Source organism: Roseibium sp. M-1, from assembly GCF_054515675.1.
In genome coordinates this window covers 2,846,202-2,865,031 of sequence record NZ_CM137257.1, presented here as the reverse complement: position 1 = coordinate 2,865,031, position 18,830 = coordinate 2,846,202, and the positions used below count along the sequence as shown (strand labels likewise).

The 18,830-nt window shown below is 60.4% G+C and carries 18 protein-coding genes and 1 pseudogene; 7 read left to right on the top strand and 12 right to left on the bottom strand.

Features of this window, described 5'->3' with window-relative positions:
- Positions 1 to 14: 14 nt before the first annotated feature.
- The 10 genes and pseudogenes from ACX3M4_RS12865 to ACX3M4_RS12820 all read right to left on the bottom strand — a co-directional run bounded on the left by ACX3M4_RS12865 (position 15) and on the right by ACX3M4_RS12820 (position 9,020).
- Entirely contained in the window at positions 15 to 962 is a 948-nt protein-coding gene (locus tag ACX3M4_RS12865) for an IS110 family RNA-guided transposase (protein WP_459358955.1), read from the bottom strand.
- Positions 963 to 1,251: 289 nt separating this feature from the next.
- Positions 1,252 to 1,680: pseudogene (locus ACX3M4_RS12860) on the bottom strand (Crp/Fnr family transcriptional regulator); the annotation flags it as partial.
- Positions 1,681 to 2,033: 353 nt separating this feature from the next.
- Positions 2,034 to 2,807, bottom strand: a complete 774-nt coding sequence (gene cobM, locus ACX3M4_RS12855; RefSeq protein ID WP_459358954.1) for a precorrin-4 C(11)-methyltransferase — start codon at positions 2,805 to 2,807, stop codon at positions 2,034 to 2,036.
- Complete coding sequence (gene cobJ / locus ACX3M4_RS12850) at positions 2,804 to 4,705, bottom strand: precorrin-3B C(17)-methyltransferase (RefSeq protein ID WP_459358953.1); 1,902 nt, start codon at positions 4,703 to 4,705, stop codon at positions 2,804 to 2,806. The genes cobM and cobJ overlap by 4 nt, the downstream gene beginning before the upstream one ends.
- Positions 4,675 to 5,400 carry a precorrin-2 C(20)-methyltransferase gene (gene cobI, locus ACX3M4_RS12845; protein WP_459358952.1) on the bottom strand — a complete coding sequence of 242 codons (726 nt, stop codon included), beginning with the start codon at positions 5,398 to 5,400 and terminating at the stop codon, positions 4,675 to 4,677. Before cobI ends, cobJ begins: the two co-directional genes overlap by 31 nt.
- The gene (gene cbiE, locus ACX3M4_RS12840; protein ID WP_459358951.1) at positions 5,397 to 6,605 is read right to left on the bottom strand and encodes a precorrin-6y C5,15-methyltransferase (decarboxylating) subunit CbiE; all 1,209 of its coding nucleotides are present in this window, start codon (positions 6,603 to 6,605) and stop codon (positions 5,397 to 5,399) included. The genes cobI and cbiE overlap by 4 nt, the downstream gene beginning before the upstream one ends.
- Entirely contained in the window at positions 6,602 to 6,898 is a 297-nt protein-coding gene (locus ACX3M4_RS12835) for a hypothetical protein (RefSeq protein WP_459358950.1), read from the bottom strand. The genes cbiE and ACX3M4_RS12835 overlap by 4 nt, the downstream gene beginning before the upstream one ends.
- A gap of 1 nt (position 6,899) precedes the next feature.
- The gene (locus ACX3M4_RS12830; protein ID WP_459358949.1) at positions 6,900 to 7,544 is read right to left on the bottom strand and encodes a precorrin-8X methylmutase; all 645 of its coding nucleotides are present in this window, start codon (positions 7,542 to 7,544) and stop codon (positions 6,900 to 6,902) included.
- Between the two features lie 19 nt (positions 7,545 to 7,563).
- Complete coding sequence (locus ACX3M4_RS12825) at positions 7,564 to 8,781, bottom strand: sirohydrochlorin chelatase (RefSeq protein WP_459358948.1); 1,218 nt, start codon at positions 8,779 to 8,781, stop codon at positions 7,564 to 7,566.
- Positions 8,778 to 9,020: a DUF6732 family protein gene (locus tag ACX3M4_RS12820; RefSeq protein ID WP_459358947.1), complete on the bottom strand. Its 243-nt coding sequence runs from the start codon at positions 9,018 to 9,020 to the stop codon at positions 8,778 to 8,780. Before ACX3M4_RS12820 ends, ACX3M4_RS12825 begins: the two co-directional genes overlap by 4 nt.
- A 412-nt stretch (positions 9,021 to 9,432) precedes the next feature.
- On the opposite strand from ACX3M4_RS12820, the gene ACX3M4_RS12815 reads away from it, so the two are divergent.
- Positions 9,433 to 9,807 carry a DUF2946 family protein gene (locus tag ACX3M4_RS12815; protein ID WP_459358946.1) on the top strand — a complete coding sequence of 125 codons (375 nt, stop codon included), beginning with the start codon at positions 9,433 to 9,435 and terminating at the stop codon, positions 9,805 to 9,807.
- Positions 9,808 to 9,892: 85 nt separating this feature from the next.
- Entirely contained in the window at positions 9,893 to 11,293 is a 1,401-nt protein-coding gene (locus tag ACX3M4_RS12810) for a PepSY-associated TM helix domain-containing protein (RefSeq protein WP_459358945.1), read from the top strand.
- A gap of 232 nt (positions 11,294 to 11,525) precedes the next feature.
- Here the strand turns inward: ACX3M4_RS12810 and ACX3M4_RS12805 are convergent, their stop codons facing one another.
- Positions 11,526 to 13,088 carry a PP2C family protein-serine/threonine phosphatase gene (locus tag ACX3M4_RS12805; RefSeq protein ID WP_459358944.1) on the bottom strand — a complete coding sequence of 521 codons (1,563 nt, stop codon included), beginning with the start codon at positions 13,086 to 13,088 and terminating at the stop codon, positions 11,526 to 11,528.
- A gap of 178 nt (positions 13,089 to 13,266) precedes the next feature.
- Between ACX3M4_RS12805 and ACX3M4_RS12800 the strand changes: the two genes are divergently transcribed.
- Complete coding sequence (locus ACX3M4_RS12800) at positions 13,267 to 13,803, top strand: glycine cleavage system transcriptional repressor (protein WP_459358943.1); 537 nt, start codon at positions 13,267 to 13,269, stop codon at positions 13,801 to 13,803.
- 82 nt (positions 13,804 to 13,885) lie between these two features.
- Positions 13,886 to 14,212, top strand: coding sequence for a DUF1905 domain-containing protein (locus tag ACX3M4_RS12795; RefSeq protein ID WP_459358942.1), 327 nt, complete (start codon positions 13,886 to 13,888; stop codon positions 14,210 to 14,212).
- Between the two features lie 2 nt (positions 14,213 to 14,214).
- On the opposite strand, the gene ACX3M4_RS12790 is transcribed toward ACX3M4_RS12795, so the two are convergent.
- Positions 14,215 to 15,507, bottom strand: coding sequence for an Hsp70 family protein (locus ACX3M4_RS12790; RefSeq protein WP_459358941.1), 1,293 nt, complete (start codon positions 15,505 to 15,507; stop codon positions 14,215 to 14,217).
- A 463-nt stretch (positions 15,508 to 15,970) separates the two neighbouring features.
- Here ACX3M4_RS12790 and ACX3M4_RS12785 point away from each other — a divergent pair, with 463 nt between their 5' ends.
- Genes ACX3M4_RS12785 through ACX3M4_RS12775 form a run of 3 tightly spaced genes read left to right on the top strand, consistent with a single transcriptional unit; the run spans position 15,971 to position 18,795 of the window.
- Positions 15,971 to 16,774, top strand: a complete 804-nt coding sequence (locus ACX3M4_RS12785) for an ABC transporter permease (RefSeq protein ID WP_459358940.1) — start codon at positions 15,971 to 15,973, stop codon at positions 16,772 to 16,774.
- Complete coding sequence (locus ACX3M4_RS12780) at positions 16,771 to 17,430, top strand: ABC transporter ATP-binding protein (RefSeq protein WP_459358939.1); 660 nt, start codon at positions 16,771 to 16,773, stop codon at positions 17,428 to 17,430. The genes ACX3M4_RS12785 and ACX3M4_RS12780 overlap by 4 nt, the downstream gene beginning before the upstream one ends.
- 39 nt (positions 17,431 to 17,469) lie before the next feature.
- Complete coding sequence (locus ACX3M4_RS12775) at positions 17,470 to 18,795, top strand: RkpR, polysaccharide export protein (RefSeq protein ID WP_459358938.1); 1,326 nt, start codon at positions 17,470 to 17,472, stop codon at positions 18,793 to 18,795.
- The last annotated feature ends 35 nt before the right edge of the window (positions 18,796 to 18,830 follow it).

Below are 18,830 nucleotides of genomic sequence, written 5' to 3'. Positions count from 1 at the left end.
CGAAGCAACCATGTTTATGAGATTGTTTTTTGGCTCCAGTCCTTACCGTCTCGGACCATAGCGTTGAGGATGGTGATGAGTTTACGGACGCAGGCGATGATTGCCTTTTTCTTGCTGGCGCCACCTTTGGTGAGGCGCTGGTAGAAGGTTTTGATGATCGGGTTGAAGCGGACTGCGGACAGGCTTGCCATGAAGAGAGCCCGCCGCACGCTGGCACGGCCGCCTGCAATCCTGCTTTGACCGCGCATGGTACCGCTTTGCCGGATGAAGGGGGCAACGCCGACGAGGGCGGCAATGGCGCGGCGCGAGACCTGGCCCAGTTCGGGCATGAAAGCCAGGAGCGAGACAGCCGCGCCCGGCCCGATGCCGGGAACGCCCTGCAGTTGCTCGTAGCGCCGGAGCAGGTCAGCCTTTTGCCGAATGCAGGCCTGGATCAGGCGGTCCAGATCAGCGATTGCGGCTTTGTTTGCTTGTTGCAGCCTGTGAAGCAACTGCAGCAGAGCGGGATCGTCATTGAGGCCGATCTGATTGGAAAGGCGGGTCCTTTCGGCCACCAGCGTCTCTCTCACGGTGGCGTATTGCGCCAGTTTGGCTTCCGCCTCGTCGGGCTGGGGAGCTGCCGGCGGATCGAACACCTGCGCGAAACGGGCCAGAACGGCCGCGTCCTGCGGATCGGTCTTGGCCAGAATGCCCGCAGCTTTGGCAAAGTCCCGGACACGGCGCGGGTTGACCACGCAAACGTGCAGCCCGCACCTCTGAAGCTCCCGGGCTGCTTTGCGCTCGTAGCCGCCGGTCGCTTCCATCACCACGCGTTCGACGGCAAAGGGCGACAACAAGGCGACAAGCTCTGCCCATCCGGTCTGGTCGTTGCCAAAGCGCTCTCTCGTATCTCCCGGTAGCACATGCACATCCAGCGTCGCTTTCGATACATCAATGCCAACAAAGTAAACTGTCTCGTCCATCTGTCCCTGCCTTATCTACGCACTCTTGTGCGAGCAACCATTCGGGATAAGTTGGAAAGCGGACCGGGAGCCTTGCTTCGAACGGACTGCGAGGTGCCGAGGATGGTACGGTCTCCGGCCCGCTTGGGAGAGCCCTCAACGGCTCTCCCAAGTCAACTTCTACCAAAGTCCGAACAGATAAGGATGGGCCACTTGCTCCGGTGCGTGCTGCCGATCCTTCGAGACAGCGCTGGCGCGCTTCCTCAGGATGAGGTGGAATTTTTGGGAAACGTGTCTCACAGAGCCGCCTCTACACCACCCTGTAGCGCGTCTCCACCCGTTCCAGGCGGTTCTGCCGGACAAGGGCACTGAGGGCGCGGTAGATGGCTTCGTGGGTGAGGCCGAGCGAGCGGGCGATGTCCTTCCACGAAAGGCCCGGATCTCGCCAGCCGTCCGGATCGGCCGGCAACAGGCTGAGATAGGCAAGGACCCGGTCATCGGCGCGTCTGATGTTGCGCAATTCGATCTGCGAGCGAAGGCCTCGGATGGCTTGTGAATAGACGCGCAGCACGGCCAGGGAGACTTCGGGTTTTGCGAGGGCGGTGAGCACTTCCTGCTTGTCGTAAACCGCGCACCGGACATCCGTTTCGCAAATGGCGTCGCAATGGTAGCGATCGGAAAAGAGCGAGGCTTCGGCAAAAAGATCGCCTGGTCCCGCCCGCTGGACGACAAGCTCCTGCCCGCTTTCGAGCGTTCAGAGCATGACCAGCTGGCCTTCCAGGACAAAATACATCCGGCTAACAGGATCACCGGTCCGGAGGAGATGGGTCCCGGATTTCAGAAAAGGTCCGCCGGCTCAAGTCCTGCCAGTTTCAAGGCATTCCGGATGTCCACCACGCCCCTGCCAAGGTGAATTAGCCGTCATGTATATGTTCGTAATCATATGCGGCAGGGGCGGCATTTGCCACACTTGACCCACAAGCCCTATCGGCCTGGCGAGAAGCGGACACCTTCCGGTTTAGCCCACAAACAGTCCGCAAAGGACACGGACGGCAACTCCGCTTCTCGCAGCTTTCCCGAATTCTCCAAAACTCAGGCTTTTGCCTTCCGCTTCGGCCGCAGTACATGCACGTGATCGGCGTCGTAAAGCGCGCTGTCGCGGAAATCGGCGGCGGGTTTCAGCGCATGGCCGACAAAGATCAGCGCTGTGCGGGTGATCTTCGATTCGCGCACTTTCGTGGCAATCGTCGACAGGGTGCCGTGAATGAAGGCTTCGTCCGGCCAGCCGACCCGGTAGGCCACGATCACCGGGCAGTCCGCGCCATAATGGGGCGTCAGCTGGCGTTCGACTTCGCGCAGATTGCGGATCGACAGGTGAATGGCCAGCGTCGCGCCGCTTTTTCCCAGAGTGTCGAGATCCTCGTTGTTCGGCATTGCCGAGGACTTCATCGCCGTGCGGGTGACGATAATCGTCTGCGCGACTTCCGGAATGGTGAGCTCCGTCTTGAGTGCGGCGGCCGCCGCCGCAAAGGCCGGCACGCCCGGCGTGACGTCATAATCGATGCCGAGCGCATCGAGGCGCCGCATCTGTTCGGCCGTCGCGCCATAGATGGAGGGATCGCCGGAATGGACCCGGGCGACATTTTCGCCCCGCTCATGCGCTAACCTGATCTCCTCGATGATCTCGTCGAGCGTCATCGGTGCGGTGTCGATGACACGGGCGCCTTCCGGAGCCGCTGCAACGATCTGTTCCGGCACCAGCGAGCCGGCATAGAGGCAAACCGGGCAGGACTGGATCAGCTTCAGGCCGCGGACGGTGATGAGATCCGGATCGCCGGGACCGGCGCCGATGAAATGAACGGTCATGCTTTGCCTTCCGTATCTGGAGCGTTCTGGCTCACGGCCTCTGCCGCCACAAGGTCCGGCGTGGCCTCGGGCTCGGACCGCTTGGGCGAGTCGATGCGCTTGGCATAGCCGCGCGGCGTATAGACGAACGGCTTGCCGTCGCCGCGCATCACCGTGCGCGTGTTGGTGGAGCCGACCAGTACCGTCGTCAGCATGTCGACATCGTCGACGCTGAGCGCATGCAGGCTGGTGACCCGGATCGTTTCTTCCGGCCGGCCGAGATTGACACCAAGGATGACGGGTGTCGCCGCCGAGCGGTGTTCCAGCAGGATTTCGCGGGCAGCGGCGAGCTGGGTGCGGCGGCGCTTGGAAACGGGATTGTAGAAGGCAATCACGAAATCGCCTTCGGCCGCAGCCTTCAGTCGCTTCTCGATCACCTCCCATGGCGTCAGCAGGTCGGAAAGCGAGATCGCACAGAAGTCATGGCCGAGCGGCGCACCGATGCGGGCGGAGCAAGCCTGAAGCGCCGAGATGCCCGGCGCGTTGGTGACGCTGACGCGCTTGGCCGCGTCCGACACGCCGCCATATTCCTGGTTCCGGTGCAAAAGCTCGTAGACCAGCGAGCCCATGGCATAGATGCCTGCATCGCCCGAGGAGATCAGGGCGACATTCTTGCCCTTGCCGGCTTCCTCCAGCGCAAAGCGGACGCGGTCCTCTTCCTCGCCGAGCGGAAAGTTGTGGTGGGTCTTGCCGGAGATGTGCTGTTCGACGATGTCGAGATAGAGCGAATAGCCGACGACATCGGTCGCTTCGGCAAGCAGCTTGGTTGCTTCCGGCGTGCGCCAGTCATCCTTGCCGGGGCCGATGCCGATGACGGAAAGATGCCCGCGGGCACGGCCGACCGCCTCCGTGTCGATCCACTTCGGCGAACGGGCGATGGCGCAGGTGGCGTTGTCCGTCTTTTGCTTTTCCACCTTCAGCGTGCCGAAGGCACCGGCGGCGGCAAGGGCAGCGCCTTCAGAGACGCCGTAACAGCCGACTTCCTTGTAAACGACCGGAGAGGGGTTCTTCAGCCGCGGCGTTTCGCGCTGCAGCTCTTCGGCGGAAAAGACGCGTAAGGGAACGTCCAGATGGGCAGCAAGCGCGTTCATCGCCGCCTCGTCGGCCTTGAGGTCGATGGTGGCGACACAGGCGACGGCCCCCCTGGCAATGTTTGCCTCGGCCAGGTGCGTTTCGACCAGCTCGATCAGCTCGCTCGCCTCACAGCCGCGGGCACAGCCGACACCGACTGCATAGCGTTGCGGGTGATAGACCAGGCGCGTCGGACCGGCGTCCTCGGGCTGTTCGGAGGCAACCAGGCTGATGGCGGCGTCGCCCGCCTGGGCGAGCTTGGCTTCCTTCAGCCATTCCGCCCGGCCTTCAAGCCGTACCGGAGCGCCGGAGAGAAGCTCCGCCATCACAGGCTTGGCGTCTTCCGGATTGGCCAGCCGCCAACCCTTGGGCGGCGCATCGAGCGCGACGCCCAGCTTGGTGTCGCCGGCCGTGGTGATGGCCGCATGGCCGTCCAGCGCCTTGGCGAGCAGCTTTGCCAGCTCGTTGGCGCCGCGGTGTCCGCCGAGAAGCGGGACGACGCTCCTGCCGTCCTCGGAAACGGCGATGACCGGCGGCTCGCTGGTCTTGTCCGACAGGATCGGCGCCAGCGCCCGGATCAGGATGCCGCTGGCACAGAAGCCGACGATCGGATGGCCTGCCTGGAAGAGCAGGCGGATATGCTCGATCGTTTCGCTGAACTGGGTGTCGGCCGTCGGCACGCGCCCGGCCAGCCCGTGGATGCGGGCGGTGGAAAAGCGGTTGGCGATCACCTGCGCAGCGCCAAGGCCGGCCTGGTTCAGGACGAGTAGGATGGGGGAAGCGTCCACGCTTCTTCTCCCTTGTAGATGAGGATCATGGAAAAATAGGGGGCGGTTTCAGCCTCGAGGTCAATAAGGCGGTGCACCTTCTGCTCCGGCAGGCTGGCGCGCTCGACGTAACCCGCCCGCTCAAGCAGGCCCATGCTGCCAAGCAGCGCCTTCAGGCGCGCCAGATGACGGCCGACCTTCATGATGGCGACAGCCTGGGCTTCGTCGATCTTGCGGCGGATCTCATCATCCGGCAGCGGGCCGGGGATGACGGTCAGAACGTCGTTGCGGGCCGTCAGCGGCCGCCGGAGCTGCGCCGCGCAGGCCGTCAGCGAGGTCACGCCCGGCACGATCTCGATGGCGAAGCGGTCCGACAGGCGCTCGAAGAGATACATGAAGGAGCCGAAGAAGAACGGGTCGCCTTCGCAGAGCGTCACAACGTCCTCGCCGGTCTCCAGCACAGCGGCAATTTCCTCCGCAGCCTTGGCGTAGATCTCCTGGGCCGGAAACCTGTCCACCCGCATCGGTACGACGATCGGGATTTCCTTCACGCCTTCGGGGATCGCGTCTGCGGCGATGGACCGCGCGAAACTCTCGCCTGAATCGGGCGCCGGATAGGCGATCACCCGGGCCTTTGAAATCAGCCGGTGCGCCTTCAGCGTCATCAGCTCCGGATCGCCGGGGCCAAGGCCTATGCCGTAAAGCGTGCCGTTCATGGTTTCGTCAGGCTCCACTGGGTCACGGGCATCAGCGGCCGCCAGCCGGTGAGGCCACCGACGGCGCTGGCCCGGTGCACGGAGATTTTCTTCAAGTTTCCTCCAAGGGATTGATAGGCAGCCAGCAGCATCGCTTCGCTTTCCAGTGTCACCGCATTGGCAACAAGGCGCCCGCCGGGCCGGAGCGCGGCAAGGCAGGCCTCAATGAGGCCATCCGCGGTAAGCCCGCCGCCGATGAAGACAGCATCCGGCTGCGGCAGGCCGTGAAGGCCTTCGGGGGCGGTCGCGTCCGTCAGGTCCAGATGCGGCACGCCAAGGGCAATCGCGTTTTCGGCTGCCATCTGCCGGCGCTCCGCATGCGGCTCCAGGCCGATGGCCCGTGTGCGGTTCGCGGCACGAAGCCATTCGATGGCAATCGAGCCGCAGCCGGCTCCGACATCCCACAGGAGCGCACCCGGATAGGGCTGCAGCTCGCCCAGGGTCACTGCGCGGATATCTTGCTTAGTCATCTTGCCGTCGTGGCGAAAGGCGTTGTCCGGAAGTCCGGGCGACCTGGCACGGAAGCGCATGCCCGGGTCGGCAATGACATCCAGGGCAAGTGTGTGAAAGTCGGCTACCTCTGCCAACCAGCCTTCCGCTGTTCCTTCAACGCGCCGTTCTTTCTCGCCGCCGAGATGCTCCAGAACGGTCATTCTTGTGCGGCCGAAACCTTCGTCGGCAAGGAGATCCGCAATTTCCTGCGGTGCCTTTGCGTTGCTGGTCAGGGCCAGAATGCGGGCTCCGGGATAAAGGGAGCTACGCAGCAGATCGACGGAGCGGCCATGAACGGAAAGGCATTCCGTTTCCTGCAGCGGCCAGCCCATGCGTGCGGCAGCAAGCTGAAAGGCAGAGAGCGAGGGCAGCACGCGCATCCCGCCGGCGCTGAAATGCTTCAACAGCGAGGAGCCGATGCCGAACCACATCGGATCGCCTGTCGCAAGCACGGCAATCCGCTTGCCGGAAAGGCGCTTCAGGTCTTCGAAAACGGACGAGAACGGGCTCGGCCAAGTGCGTTTTTCCGCCTGGATGTCGCCCGCCAGCTCCAAATGCCGCACGCCGCCAAAAACGATCTCCGCCTGACCAAGCGCGTCAGCACCGCCGGGCGCCAGAACCCCGTCTTCGCCGATACCGACGAGGGTCAGCCAGGGAGTTTGCACCGAGGTCATTTGTCCTCCAGGCGGAAGGGCTTGATCACCGGCTTGACCACCAGATCCTGCGGCTTGCCGTCGGTGTTGGCGGAGATCTGCCTTGCCCCGCGCGAGCCGTGATGGGCGGTTGCGTCCCCATCGCCGGATGCGGCAGGGACCGAACCTCCCGGCTGGGACAGGTAACCGCGCGAGCGCAGCGGCGCCTTGCTGCTCGCCGATTTTACGCCAACTGATTTGAGGCCCCCCGACTTCAGGCCCCCCGATTTCAGGCCAGCCGGTTTCTGGTCGGTCTTTTCGTCCTTGCCTGCCATGTCACGCTTCCTCCGGCAGTCCAGCGGCAAGCGCGTTGACGGCAGCAGCCGCCATGGCCGAGCCGCCACGGCGTCCGCGAATGGCCAGATACGGCAGGCCGAACGGATTGCCGATCAGCGCGTCCTTGGATTCCGCCGCACCGACAAAGCCGACGGGAAAGCCCAGAACCAGAGCGGGTTTCGGACCGCCGGCAGCCACCATTTCCAGAAGATGGAACAGCGCCGTCGGCGCATTGCCGATCGCAACCACCGCGCCTTCCAGCCGCGCGCGCCAGAGTTCCACGGCTGCGGCCGACCGTGTCGTCCCGAGCGTTCCGGCGAGCGAAGGCACGTCCGAGCTGTTGAGGCTGCAGAAAATTTCCGTGGCTTTCGGCAGGCGCGAACGGATGATGCCGTGCGCCACCATCTCGACGTCGCAGAAAACGGGCGCGCCCTTGGAAAAGGCCACCTGTGCTGCGTCCAGAACATCCTCCGACCAGGCGAGATCCTGCGGTATATCCGTCATGCCGCAGGCATGGATCAGCCGCACCGCGACCGGTTTCAAACCTTCGGGCAGATGCGACAGATCGGCTTCCGCCCGCACGATGGAAAAGGACTGGCGATAGATCGCCGCCGGGTCCTTTTCATAGGCGTAAGGCGGGCTCATTCCCGTATCCAAGGCGGTCCTATCCCTTGCGGTTCAGCGACCTCGGCCCGTGCGGATGATCCGCATGCGGGTAGGGGTGGTGGTGGTGATCGTGGCCATGATCATGCGAATGCCCGTTGCCATGCGCGTGACTGTGGCCGTGTGCGTGATCGTGGTCATGCGTGTGATGATGGTGCCCGTGATCATGGTCGTGATGATCATGCCCATGGTGATGCCCATGCCCATGCGAGTGATCATGCCCATGGTGATGCCCGTGATCATGCCCATGACCATGATCGTGGTGATGATGATGCCCGCCCGCCTGCACCTGCTTCTCGCAGGCACCGGTGCAGAACTCCTCACAGAGCTGGCATTCGGCTTCCGCGCCGAGGCCTTCCACGTGATGGTGATGGCTTTCCTGGGCGAGGCCCACCTCTGCCTCGAAGCCGAGCACCTGTTCGCGGTACTTGCACATCTGGCAGTTCATGAGATTGGCGCCCTGCAGGATCTCCTGAACCCGGTCGGCCATGGTGTCGATCACCTGCGGGTGGTCGTTCAGGTAACCCGCCTTCAGGAATTCGATCTCCGGATGCCGCTCGGCTACCTCGTCGGTGGTGCCGTAGATTCGCTGCACCAGCACGCCGGTGAAAAGGAAATACGGGAAGACGATGACGCGCTTGTAGCCGAGCTTCGCCGCATGTTCGAGCCCCGGACCGACAAGTGGAAAGGTGACGCCGGAATAGCAGGTCTCCGCCCAGCCGAAGCCGAAGCCTTCCCACAACATGCGGGTGATCTTGGAAACGTTGGAATTGGCGTCCGGGTCCGATGCACCGCGCCCGACGACCATCAGCAGGGTCTCGTGCAGCGGCACGTCGCTGTCGGCAGCATTGATTGTCTCCTGGATACGGGCCGCGGCGGCCTTCACCATGCGCGTGTCGACGGCAAGCTCTCGGCCATAGGAGATCGTCATCTCCGGATGCATGGCCTGGTAGGTGTTCAGCACCGAGGGAATGTCATTCTTGGCATGACCGGCGGCAAAGAGCATGCCCGGCACGGCCAGCACACGGGTGCAGCCTTCCTCGCGCAGGCGGTTCAGCCCGTCATGGATCACGGGATTGGCGAATTCCAGATAGCCGTATTCCACCGGCCATTGCGGGAAGCGAGCCTTCAGGCCTTCGGCAAGCTGGGCAAACTGCTTCACGGCACCCTTGTTGCGGCTGCCATGGCCACAGACCATCAGTCCGAGTTTCTCGTTCATCGCGCTGCTTCTCCGGCGTGCTCTTCCTTGTCAGCCGAAGCATCCGGAGCACCGCCGTCCTTCTTCTGCTTCTTGTCCTTGAGTGCGATGATGCCGGCGACAAGCGCCGCACCGGCGAGTGCGGCAACACCGACCCAATGGGAATGACCGGCCAATTCGCCGAGATGGCCCCCATGGGCATAGGCGGACGAAGGCAGGAGGGCGGCGGCAAGGCCGAAAAGGACGGATCGCTGGATCATGTTTCTCCCCCAGGGCAGGTGCCGGGTCGGCAAAGGATTGGCGGCGCCGGGGAGATGAAAGCAAACACGCGCAAGGACCGGTCCTGCCGGTCCCATGCAAATGCCTTGGACAGCTCCGGCCTTGGTCCCCTGCATGGGTCAACCGCATCCGGAATCGCTTTCAGTCCCTCCGCGGGACGCCGTCAGGTGGCCGCACCTTAGGGGAGCGCCAGAGGTGGATCAAGCAGGAAAGCGACATTCTTTGGTGCAATCCGAACATGCCCTGTGCGCCTGTCGCCGCGTGCCGAAGAAAGGAGGCAAAAGGACCGGAAAAGAAGAATTGAGTTTCCCGCGGGGGTACCGTAAGAACGGCCAATCTTGGGGCAGGGGTCTTTTTAGCGTGAGGCATCTCCGGCGACAGTTTCCGGACGTGATGGCGGCAGTCAGACTGCTGCTGCTTGTGCCGTTTATTGTCTCTGCGCTTCTGCCGAAGGGCTTCATGCCCGAGGTGCAGGCGCAAGGCGGTTTCACCGTCACGCTCTGCACCACCGAGGGCCTGCGCACTGTTTCACTCGATGCCGCGGGACACGAGATTCCGCCGGCATCAGACCGGGACAGTCCCGCGGGTAAAGCTTCGCAGCACTGTGTCTTTGCCGGGATCGGTGCATTTGCCGTTCCAGACATCGTCCCGTTCGTTCCGGCAATGGAATTGGCGGCCCGTCAACCGGGTCCGGTCCTGGCGTCCGTTTGGACGCCGCACCAGGGCCCCGGCCAGCACGGCGCCCGCGCACCACCGCTCAGCGTCTGATCTTCCAAGTCCGCATCTGAATTCATGTTGAACCCGAGCTTTGCCCGGCGGCGAGAAGCCCCGCAGGCTCCGGTCTGGAGATCCCATGAGCAACCTGTCTTCGGGCGCCGCAAGTGCGTCCACACCGAGCCGTTTTTATCTCGCCGCATGGCGCTGGCATTTCTATGCCGGTCTCTATGTGGTGCCCTTCCTCATCATGCTGGCCGTAACCGGACTCGGCATGATGTATATCTCTGTTCTCGATGGCCGCGACGGCGAGAACATCAAGGTGGCCGTTGCCAATGCGCCTGTGGCCTTGAGCGAGCAGGCCGCCGCTGCGCTCGGCACCCGCGGCGATGAGGCCCGTGTCGTTGAATTTATCGGGGCAAGGACCGCAGAGGGTGCCAACGTTTTCCGCATCAGCGATGCCGGCACCAACTTCATGGTGGCGGTCGATCCCTATTCCGGATCCGTCATCGAAAGCTGGGTGCGCCGCGACGGCTGGTACGACCTATTGAACGACATCCACGGCACGCTCCTGATCGGCACGACCGGCGATCGCCTCATCGAGATCGCGGCCGGCCTGACGATCGTGCTGATCGTTACCGGCCTTTACCTGTGGTGGCCGCGCAAGGGCAGCGGGGCCGCCTTCGTGCCCGAGCTGAAGTCCAGAGGGCGTGCGCTCTGGAAAAGCCTGCATCGCATCGTCGGCGCCTATGTTGCCCTGTTCCTGCTGGTCTTTCTGGTGAGCGGCCTCTCCTGGGCCGGTATCTGGGGTGAAAAATTCGTCCAGGCCTGGAACACGTTCCCGGCGGAGAAGTGGGACAACGTGCCGCTCTCGGACGACGTCCACGCCTCGATGAACCATGGTGCCATGAAGGACGTGCCCTGGACGCTGGAACAGACGCCGATGCCGGCTTCCGGTTCGGATGCGGGCATCGAGGCGATTGCCCCGGGAACGCCGGTCAATCTCGACAGCGTCGCGGCCTTCGGCCGGCAGATCGGTTATGAGGGCCGCTTCCGCATCAACTTGCCCGGCGGCGAAACGGGTGTCTGGACCCTCAACCAGGATACCATGAGCAACGATGCGGAAAACCCGATGGGCGACCGCACGGTTCATATCGACCAGTATACGGGCCGCATCCTCGCCGATGTCGGCTTTGCCGACTATTCCCCGGTCGCCAAGGGCATGGCCGTCGGCATCGCCTTCCACGAGGGCGACATGGGGCTCTGGAATGTAGCCCTCAACACGGCTGTCTGCCTGTCGGTAATCTTCCTGTGTGTGAGCGGCCTTGTCATGTGGTGGCTGCGCCGCCCGAAGGGGTCTGTACTGCGCGTTTTTGCTCCGAAGGCACCGGAAGACCTGCCGCACTGGCGCGGAGCGATGATCCTCATGCTGGCCCTCTCGCTGATCTTCCCGCTGGTCGGCATCACGCTGCTCACCGTGCTGGCGCTGGACTTTCTGATCGTCAAGCGCGTGCCGGCCCTGCGACGGGCGTTTGGGTAACGAGAAACCAGGCGCCGCGAGGCGCCTGGTATTCCTGCAACTAACTTTGTTTGGTCATCCCGGACGCAGCGCAGCGAAGATCCGGGACCGGGGAGCCGAGGCTGTCGAATTTATGGCTTTGGGTTTGTAGCTCCCCGGTTCCGGCTCGCGCTCCGCTTGGCCGGGATGACGACGGTAAATTCCGTGTTGGCCGACAGTCTTAGGCGGATCGGATCGAGCCCTTTCCCGTCCCCTACTTATGCCGGATCACCAGAATCGTGATGTCGACATGCACCGTCTGCGTGCCGATATGAGCCTTGAGGTCGCCGAGCAGACCTTCCATCATTCGGGATGCCTTGGGACCGGTGTGGCGGCGGGCACTGTCGACCAGCCGGTCGAGCCCGTAAAGCTCACCCGCGGGGCTTTCCGCCTCCGTGACGCCGTCGGTATAAAGAAGGATGATGTCGCCCGGGCTGAAGGCCAGTTCCTTGGTCTTGATGAAGGGGGCGATATCCTCGTCGAGGCCGATGGGGAAACCGAGTTCGACCGTGTCGATGATTTCACACGCACCGTCTGTCCTGACGATAATCAGCTCCTCGTGCTGGCCGGACAGCGTCACCTTGTTCGATTCAAAATCAAGGAAGGACAGGGTCAGGTGCTTGTCGGTGCGGGTGCGCTTGATGTTGCGGCAGATGGCGGCATTCAGCGCCACCAGGAACTGCCGCGGGTCGGAAGGCCCGCGCTCCTGCAGGGCAACGGCGATGGACTGCACCATCAGCATCAGGACGCCGCTTTCCAGCCCGTGGCCGGTGACGTCGCCAATGCCGATCTTCACCTTGTCGTCCAGCTGCAACACGTCGTAATAGTCGCCGCCCACTTCATCCGCCGGCTCCATGAAGGCGGCAATTTCCAGCTCGTGAATGCCGCCGAGTTCATCCTTGGTCGGCAGCACCATCATCTGGATCTGCCGCGCCACCTCGATCTCCGCGCCGAGGCGCAGGTTTTCCGACGTCAGCTGCTTGTTCAGATGCGCAATTTCCGTGTTGGCCTGTTCCAGGTTGACATTCATCCTGTGAAAGCGGGTCGCCTGGTGCCACTGCAGTCCGGTGACCGCGGCGCCGACGGCACCGGCGCAGGCGAAATAGAGCAGGAGATAGCGGAACGACCACAGGTTCGCGGCAATCGGCTGGCTGATGGTGATCGCCTGGATGCCGCGCACGTCCCCCACCGACCAGTCCGTCTTGGGGCTTTCCAGGTGGGAGTTGTGGCAGGAAACGCAGGCTTCGCCCAGCATCACCGGCGAGGCAATCTGGATCTTTCGATTGAAGATAGAACCTTCGTAGCCGATCTCGATGTCGCCCGGATCGCGGCTTTCCCGGAAGTCGTGCAGAGCCTTCACCTCGAACGGTGTCAATTCATGCGACGCGCGATCGGCAAACGGCAGGTCGGAAACGAAGCGGTATTTCAGGTTGCGGCTGTCGCCGCCGATGACCTCGCCCAGTTCGATCGACAGCGTCGCCGGAATCGGGATGCCGCCGGGCATGTCGTGATATTCATGGGTCGGAGTGATGGCATCCGGGGCTTCCTGAACCCGTGCGATCACGTTCTGCGCATAATAGGTGCGGATCTTGCTGATCGCCTGGTCGAGATCGATCGCCTGGGACTTCAGCGAATCGTCGGAAATCGCACGCAAGTCCATCCACACGGCAACCGGAAGCATGGCGAGGCCGAGGACAACCAGAAGCAGGAACACCGCCGGGCGCTCGATCAGGGTAAGCCAGAATTGGTCGACGCGGCGGTGATTGCTTTTCTGCATGGGAAACCTGAATCTGAAAGTGGATGATCCGGCAGCAAGTCCGGAAAGGCCTTTAGAGAAATGGGGACCGGTGTCGCTATTATGACGGTTGCCCGCCGCGACGGCCACAGCGGAACGCACGATTTTACAGTCTTGTTTTCAACACGTTGAAATTGTGTAGTAAGGTCATCGAGTGTCAATGCTGAAGCGGGGCGTCATGCAAACCCATCTCGTCTTTACCGTCATTGCCAAGGACCGGCCGGGCCTGGTCGAGCGCATGGCCGACGTCATCGCCGCGACCGGCGGCAACTGGATCGAAAGCTCCATGGCGCGCCTTGGCGGCGAATTTGCCGGCATCGTGCGCATCGCCATCGAAGGCATCCGCTCCGACGAGCTTGTCGGGAAGCTGCAGGCCCTCTCCGCCGATGGCATCGACATCACCCTGCGCTCCGACCAAAGCGGTGCCGACGTGCCTCAGGGGGCGTCTGCCCATCTCGACCTCGTCTCCCAGGACCACCCGGGCATCCTGCGCGACATAACCCACGTCCTCAGCGCTAACGGTGTCAGCATCGAGCATCTGGAGACGGAAGTCGTTGCCGGCTCGATGCAGGGCGAGGCGCTCTTCAAGGCCTCGGCCGACCTTCGCCTGCCCGAAGGCCTCGACCCGGCCACCTTGAGCGACGCGCTTCAGGAGATGGCGGGAGACCTGATGGCGGATGTCAATCTGGTTGACTGACTGTTTGACGTGCGTGACTTCTGCCTGCCATGGGATCACCCGTGCGAATTGATCGCAGGTGCGACGGAAGTCAGGACAGGGCATGCTCGACCAGTTGGAATTTTCCGGAAAACTCTGGCTTTCGTCCGGCCCGGGTGGCTGGACATTCATCACGCTGCCGCAGGCCTGCGCCGACCAGATCCGCTTCTATACCGGTGAGGAGACGGGCAGGGCCAGTGGCCGCGCCTGGGGCATGATCAAGGTAAAGGCCAGCATTGGCGCCTCCAGCTGGGAAACCACCATCTGGCCCGACAAGGCCTCCGGCTCGTTCCTGCTGCCGGTCAAGGCGGCGGCGCGGAAGAAGGAAGGCATTTCGGCCGGCGACAGCGCGGATGTGGTCCTGCGGCTGCTGGTGCCGCCGGGGTTCTGACGTTAAGCCGCCAGCGCCCAATCGCTTGCATCTTCACGCGCGCCGATCAGCGCCAGGCCGTTGGCAACCGAGGTCAGCTCGTTGCCGCCGGAAATCCGCTCCTGGCCGAACCGCCCGGCGAACTGGCGCCGCACGGCCGGCACAAACGATGTGCCGCCGGTCATGAACACCCGGTCGATGTCGCTTTCGCTCAAACCCGCCTTGGCGAGTGTTTCGTCAAGGGCGAGGTCCATCTTTTTGAGGTCCGGCGCGATCCAGTCTTCGAAATCCGTGCGTTTGACGCTTGCCCTGAAATCGGACCCGAGCGGCTTGAAGACCAGCTCCGCCTCGTCCTCCGACGAGAGCAGTGCCTTGCTCTCGGACACCGCCTTATAAAGCGGATAGCCCTGGTCTTCCTCCACCAGCTCGATGAAGAGCTCGATCTTTTCCGGCTCGAGGCAGTAACGCAGCAGCTTCTTCATTTCCTTGAAGTCGTCCGAGGTCTTGAAGATCGACAGCATGTGCCAGCGGGCGAAGTTGGAAAAGAGATTGGGCGGCATCTCCAGCACCTTGCCCATACTTTTATACGCCGAGCCCTTGCCGAGCTTCGGCAGGATCACTTTGTCGATGATGCGGTAATCGAGCGTGTCGCCGGCAATGCCGATGCCCCCACGCCCCAGCGGCGTCGCTTTCAGGTGCCCAGCTTCCGTCTCGAAACGCATGATCGAATAGTCGGTGGTTCCGCCCCCCAGATCCGCGACCAGGATGGTCGTGTCCTCGCTCAGGGACTGCGCATAGTAAAAGGCCGCGCCGACCGGCTCCATGACAAAGAGAATGTCCTCGAACCCGACCTTCCGGAACGCCTTGCGATAGCGCGCCATCGCCAGCTCTTCATCCGGATTGTACCCGGCAAACTCCACCGGCCGGCCGACGACAAGACGGGTGGAGGCAGGATCGAAGGCGGCTCCTGCACGCTCAAACGCGCACTTAAGGAACGTCGCCATCAGATCCTCGAACTCAAACCGCACCCCGAAGACCCCCGTCCCCTTGAACACCCGGCTCGCCGCAAAGGTCTTCAGTGACTGAATGAACCGCACATCCCCGAAACTCTCCAGAAACTGCCGGATGGCCCATGGCCCAACTTCCGGATTGAGCGCGCAGGCTGCTCCTCGGTCAAGAAAGCTGAGCACGGTGGGGAGGGAGGTGAAGCTGTGGGTGCCGTCGGCGAAGGAGATGGGCGCCGTTGCCGCCGGCCCTTCAGCGGCAACGGCGACGGTGTTCGAAGTGCCGAAGTCGAGGCCGATGGTGGTGGGCATGGTGGAAATCCTCTTCAGGAAACATTGACCTCGGGCTTGCGGGCGCAGGTCCTGCTAAAAAGAATGTCCGGGATTTGAAGTGGCTGGAATGACTACGCGGATTTGAGGAAAAAGGCAAGGGGAATATGTTGGAAGGTGTTTTGGCAAAACACAGTGGACAGAAACGTATGGATCAAATTGATTTGCCCTTGATTGGTTCTATTTCTTTACTTTTAGCAAACATACCACTGCTTTGAATACTGCGTCGATTGCAACAAAGACTTGACGCCGCCGAATCGTTGCCAAGTTCGTTGCAGTCTGCACCGCTGGGACAGCTGGCCGATGTGTTGTTGTCTTCGTTTGTTTTATGATAAAAGATAGGTAAACCATTCCTAGAATTTCGTTAATGCAATGGATGCCCTGACAAAAGAGATTTGTAAATTTCCGGGCGTGAACAACGCAGTAGACGAAAGAAACCCGTTAAGTGGCTGACTTACGCATGCATTCAGAGCCTTTTCATAGAGGTCTCAAGCGACAAATCGCGATTACCTTCGCGCTTCTTGTCCGCGAAATGACGACCCGTTATGGCAATAAATTCGGCGGATATATCTGGGCCGTCCTCGATCCCGTTCTGCACATTATCATTTTATCGACCGTGTTTTCCGCAATTGCGAGAGTGCCGCCGCTAGGGCGGAGTTTTGCATTGTTTTTTGCAACCGGTTACGTAACTTTTTATATGTACAGATCTACCTCAGACCAGGTCAGCTCTTCGGTTGAGGCAAACAGGTCTTTACTGAATTACCCGGTAGTGCGTCCGTATGATACAATCTTGGGGAGGATCATTCTTCAAACTGCAACGCTTTTTGTAGTGAGCATATGTATTTTCGGCATTTTGTCTCTAAGAACTACGATCGAAAAAATAGATCTGGCGCCTATCCTGTTGGCCTCCGTCCTGTCGATCTGTCTAGGAGCTGGCGTCGGAGCGGCAAACATAGTCTGGTTTCATCTCAGCAGCACGTATCAGCAAGTTTGGGGAATAATAAATCGGCCGGCTTTTATCGTTTCCGGGGTTTTCTATCTGCCGGAAAGCATCCCACACCCATTCAGGGAGCTCTTGTTGTGGAATCCGCTTGTACACATCATTGGTCTTTTTAGAACAGGTTTCTATCCTACCTATCGAGCAGGCTATGTGAGTATGCCTTATATTGCTGGCCTTGCCATATTCTCGATTGTTTTTGGTCTTTTCCTTGTATGGTTATTTGACGCGAAAATACGGGAACCGAAATGATCCGCCTGGACCGCATGACAAAGAGTTTCAAACTCAAAGGGGAAACGCGCTACATAGCGAAGGATGTCTCCTTCACCGTACCGCGAGGCAACAGCATCGGGCTTCTCGGGCGCAACGGCGCCGGAAAGTCAACGCTCTTGAGGTTGATTTCCGGCACCATCAAGCCAACTTCGGGTCGAATTATCCGGCTAGCGAAAGTTTCATTTCCCTTGGGATTTCAGGGAAGTTTCAATGGATCTTTGACAGGTGAGCAGAATGTGCGGTTTGTGGCTCGAATTTATGGTCACGATACGGATGAGCTCGTCGACTATGTTCAGGACTTTGCGGAGTTGGGAAAATCCTATTATATGCCGGTCAAAAGCTATTCGTCAGGAATGAAAGCTCGGCTTGCGTTTGGAGTCAGCATGGGGATTGATTTCGATTACTATTTAGTAGATGAAATCACAGCAGTTGGAGATTCCAATTTCAAGAAGAAATGCAAACGCGTATTTGAGGATAAACTTCAGAGTTCCGATATTATTATGGTATCGCATTCCAATTCGTCACTAAAAGATTATTGTAGGACTGGAATAGTGCTTGAGGATGGTTCCTTGACGTATTTTGCCGACATCGACGATGCCATTGGTATGCATCGCGAAAATATGGCGCGCCGCTAAAAGTCAAGCGGGTGGCTTTGTTCAAAGGTTTGATGAAAAATGTCTTCAGCTGAAATTGCACCTGAGACAAAGGAAACGAACGCTCAAAAGGGTGCTGTTTTCGCTTTGCCGTCCAAGAAAGGCAAAACTGTTGCCAAATCACCACCCAAAGACGGAAAACTCGTTAACCGTTTGAAGAAGTCGGGACTGGATCCTCAAAGGCTTCTGGATCTGACACTACCCGGCTCTACCGCGAAATCTGTCACCAAAACCCGGCATCGGATGGTCCTGCTCGGGTTTTTGCTTTTTGTCGCGCTGCCTTCCGCGGTGTTTTCGATCTATATGTTTTTCTGGGCAAGTAACCAATTTCACAGCACAACTGCCTTTGCGCTACGAAGTTCCAACCAGACTGCGGCAACGGAAATTCTCGGTATGGTTTTGAACGGTGCCGGTGAATCGACCACCTCTGACAGCTATATCATAGTAGACTATCTCCAAAGCCAGTCAATTCTAAAAGATCTTCCGAAAGATCTGGACCTACAGACGATCTTTAATCGGGAGCCATCCGATTTTCTGTTCAGCATGGGATTGGATCTGCCTGTAGAAGACCGCCTCGATTATTGGAATAGAATGGTTGACGTTAGCTTCGATGCTACTTCTGGTGTGATCTACGTCGAAGTACGCTCTTTTCGTCCGGAGGATTCGGTAAACATCTCGAGTGCAATTCTCAAACGCAGCGAAATTCTGGTCAACAAGCTTTCAGAGGCAAGCAGGCGAGAGGCGGTCCGGTTCTCTGAGGAAAGTGTTGCGCGTGCGGAAGCCAGACTCAAGGTAATCCGCAAGCAGATGCTGGCCTACCGAAACGAAACCCAAGAAGTCAGCCCAGAGGAAAATGCTCGACTTGCTGCCGAAATGATAGCAGGGCTGGATCGTCAGCGCGCAAGCAAGGAAGCAGAAAAGAAAACTCTCTTGAGTTATCTGGACGAAGACTCTCCTCGCATACGAATGTTGAATGAAGAGATTGCGGCTCTTGCGGGTCAAATTTCGAGTACACGGCAACGCCTGGGATCAGGCGCGTCACCTTCAGGCACGAAGACAGAAGAGCGCAAGGACGCACTGTCGTTCCGCTTGGCCGACTATTCAGAGTTGGCGCTCGAGGAAGACTTTGCGCAGCAGCTATATGTCAGTTCCCTAGCTGGTCTTGAGAAGGCACGTCAGGAGGCCGATGGAAAGCACCTTTATCTTGCTACCTTTATTGAACCCACGTTGTCAGAAGATGCGCAGTACCCGAGCCGATTCCTCTACTCTCTGGCTGTGTTCCTGATGCTTGTGGGATTTTGGACCGTGGGAGTGCTCATGTACTATAATGTACGGGACAGAACCTGAGTGCATAGTTTTGCTTGCAGCTTATTCCGGCAGTC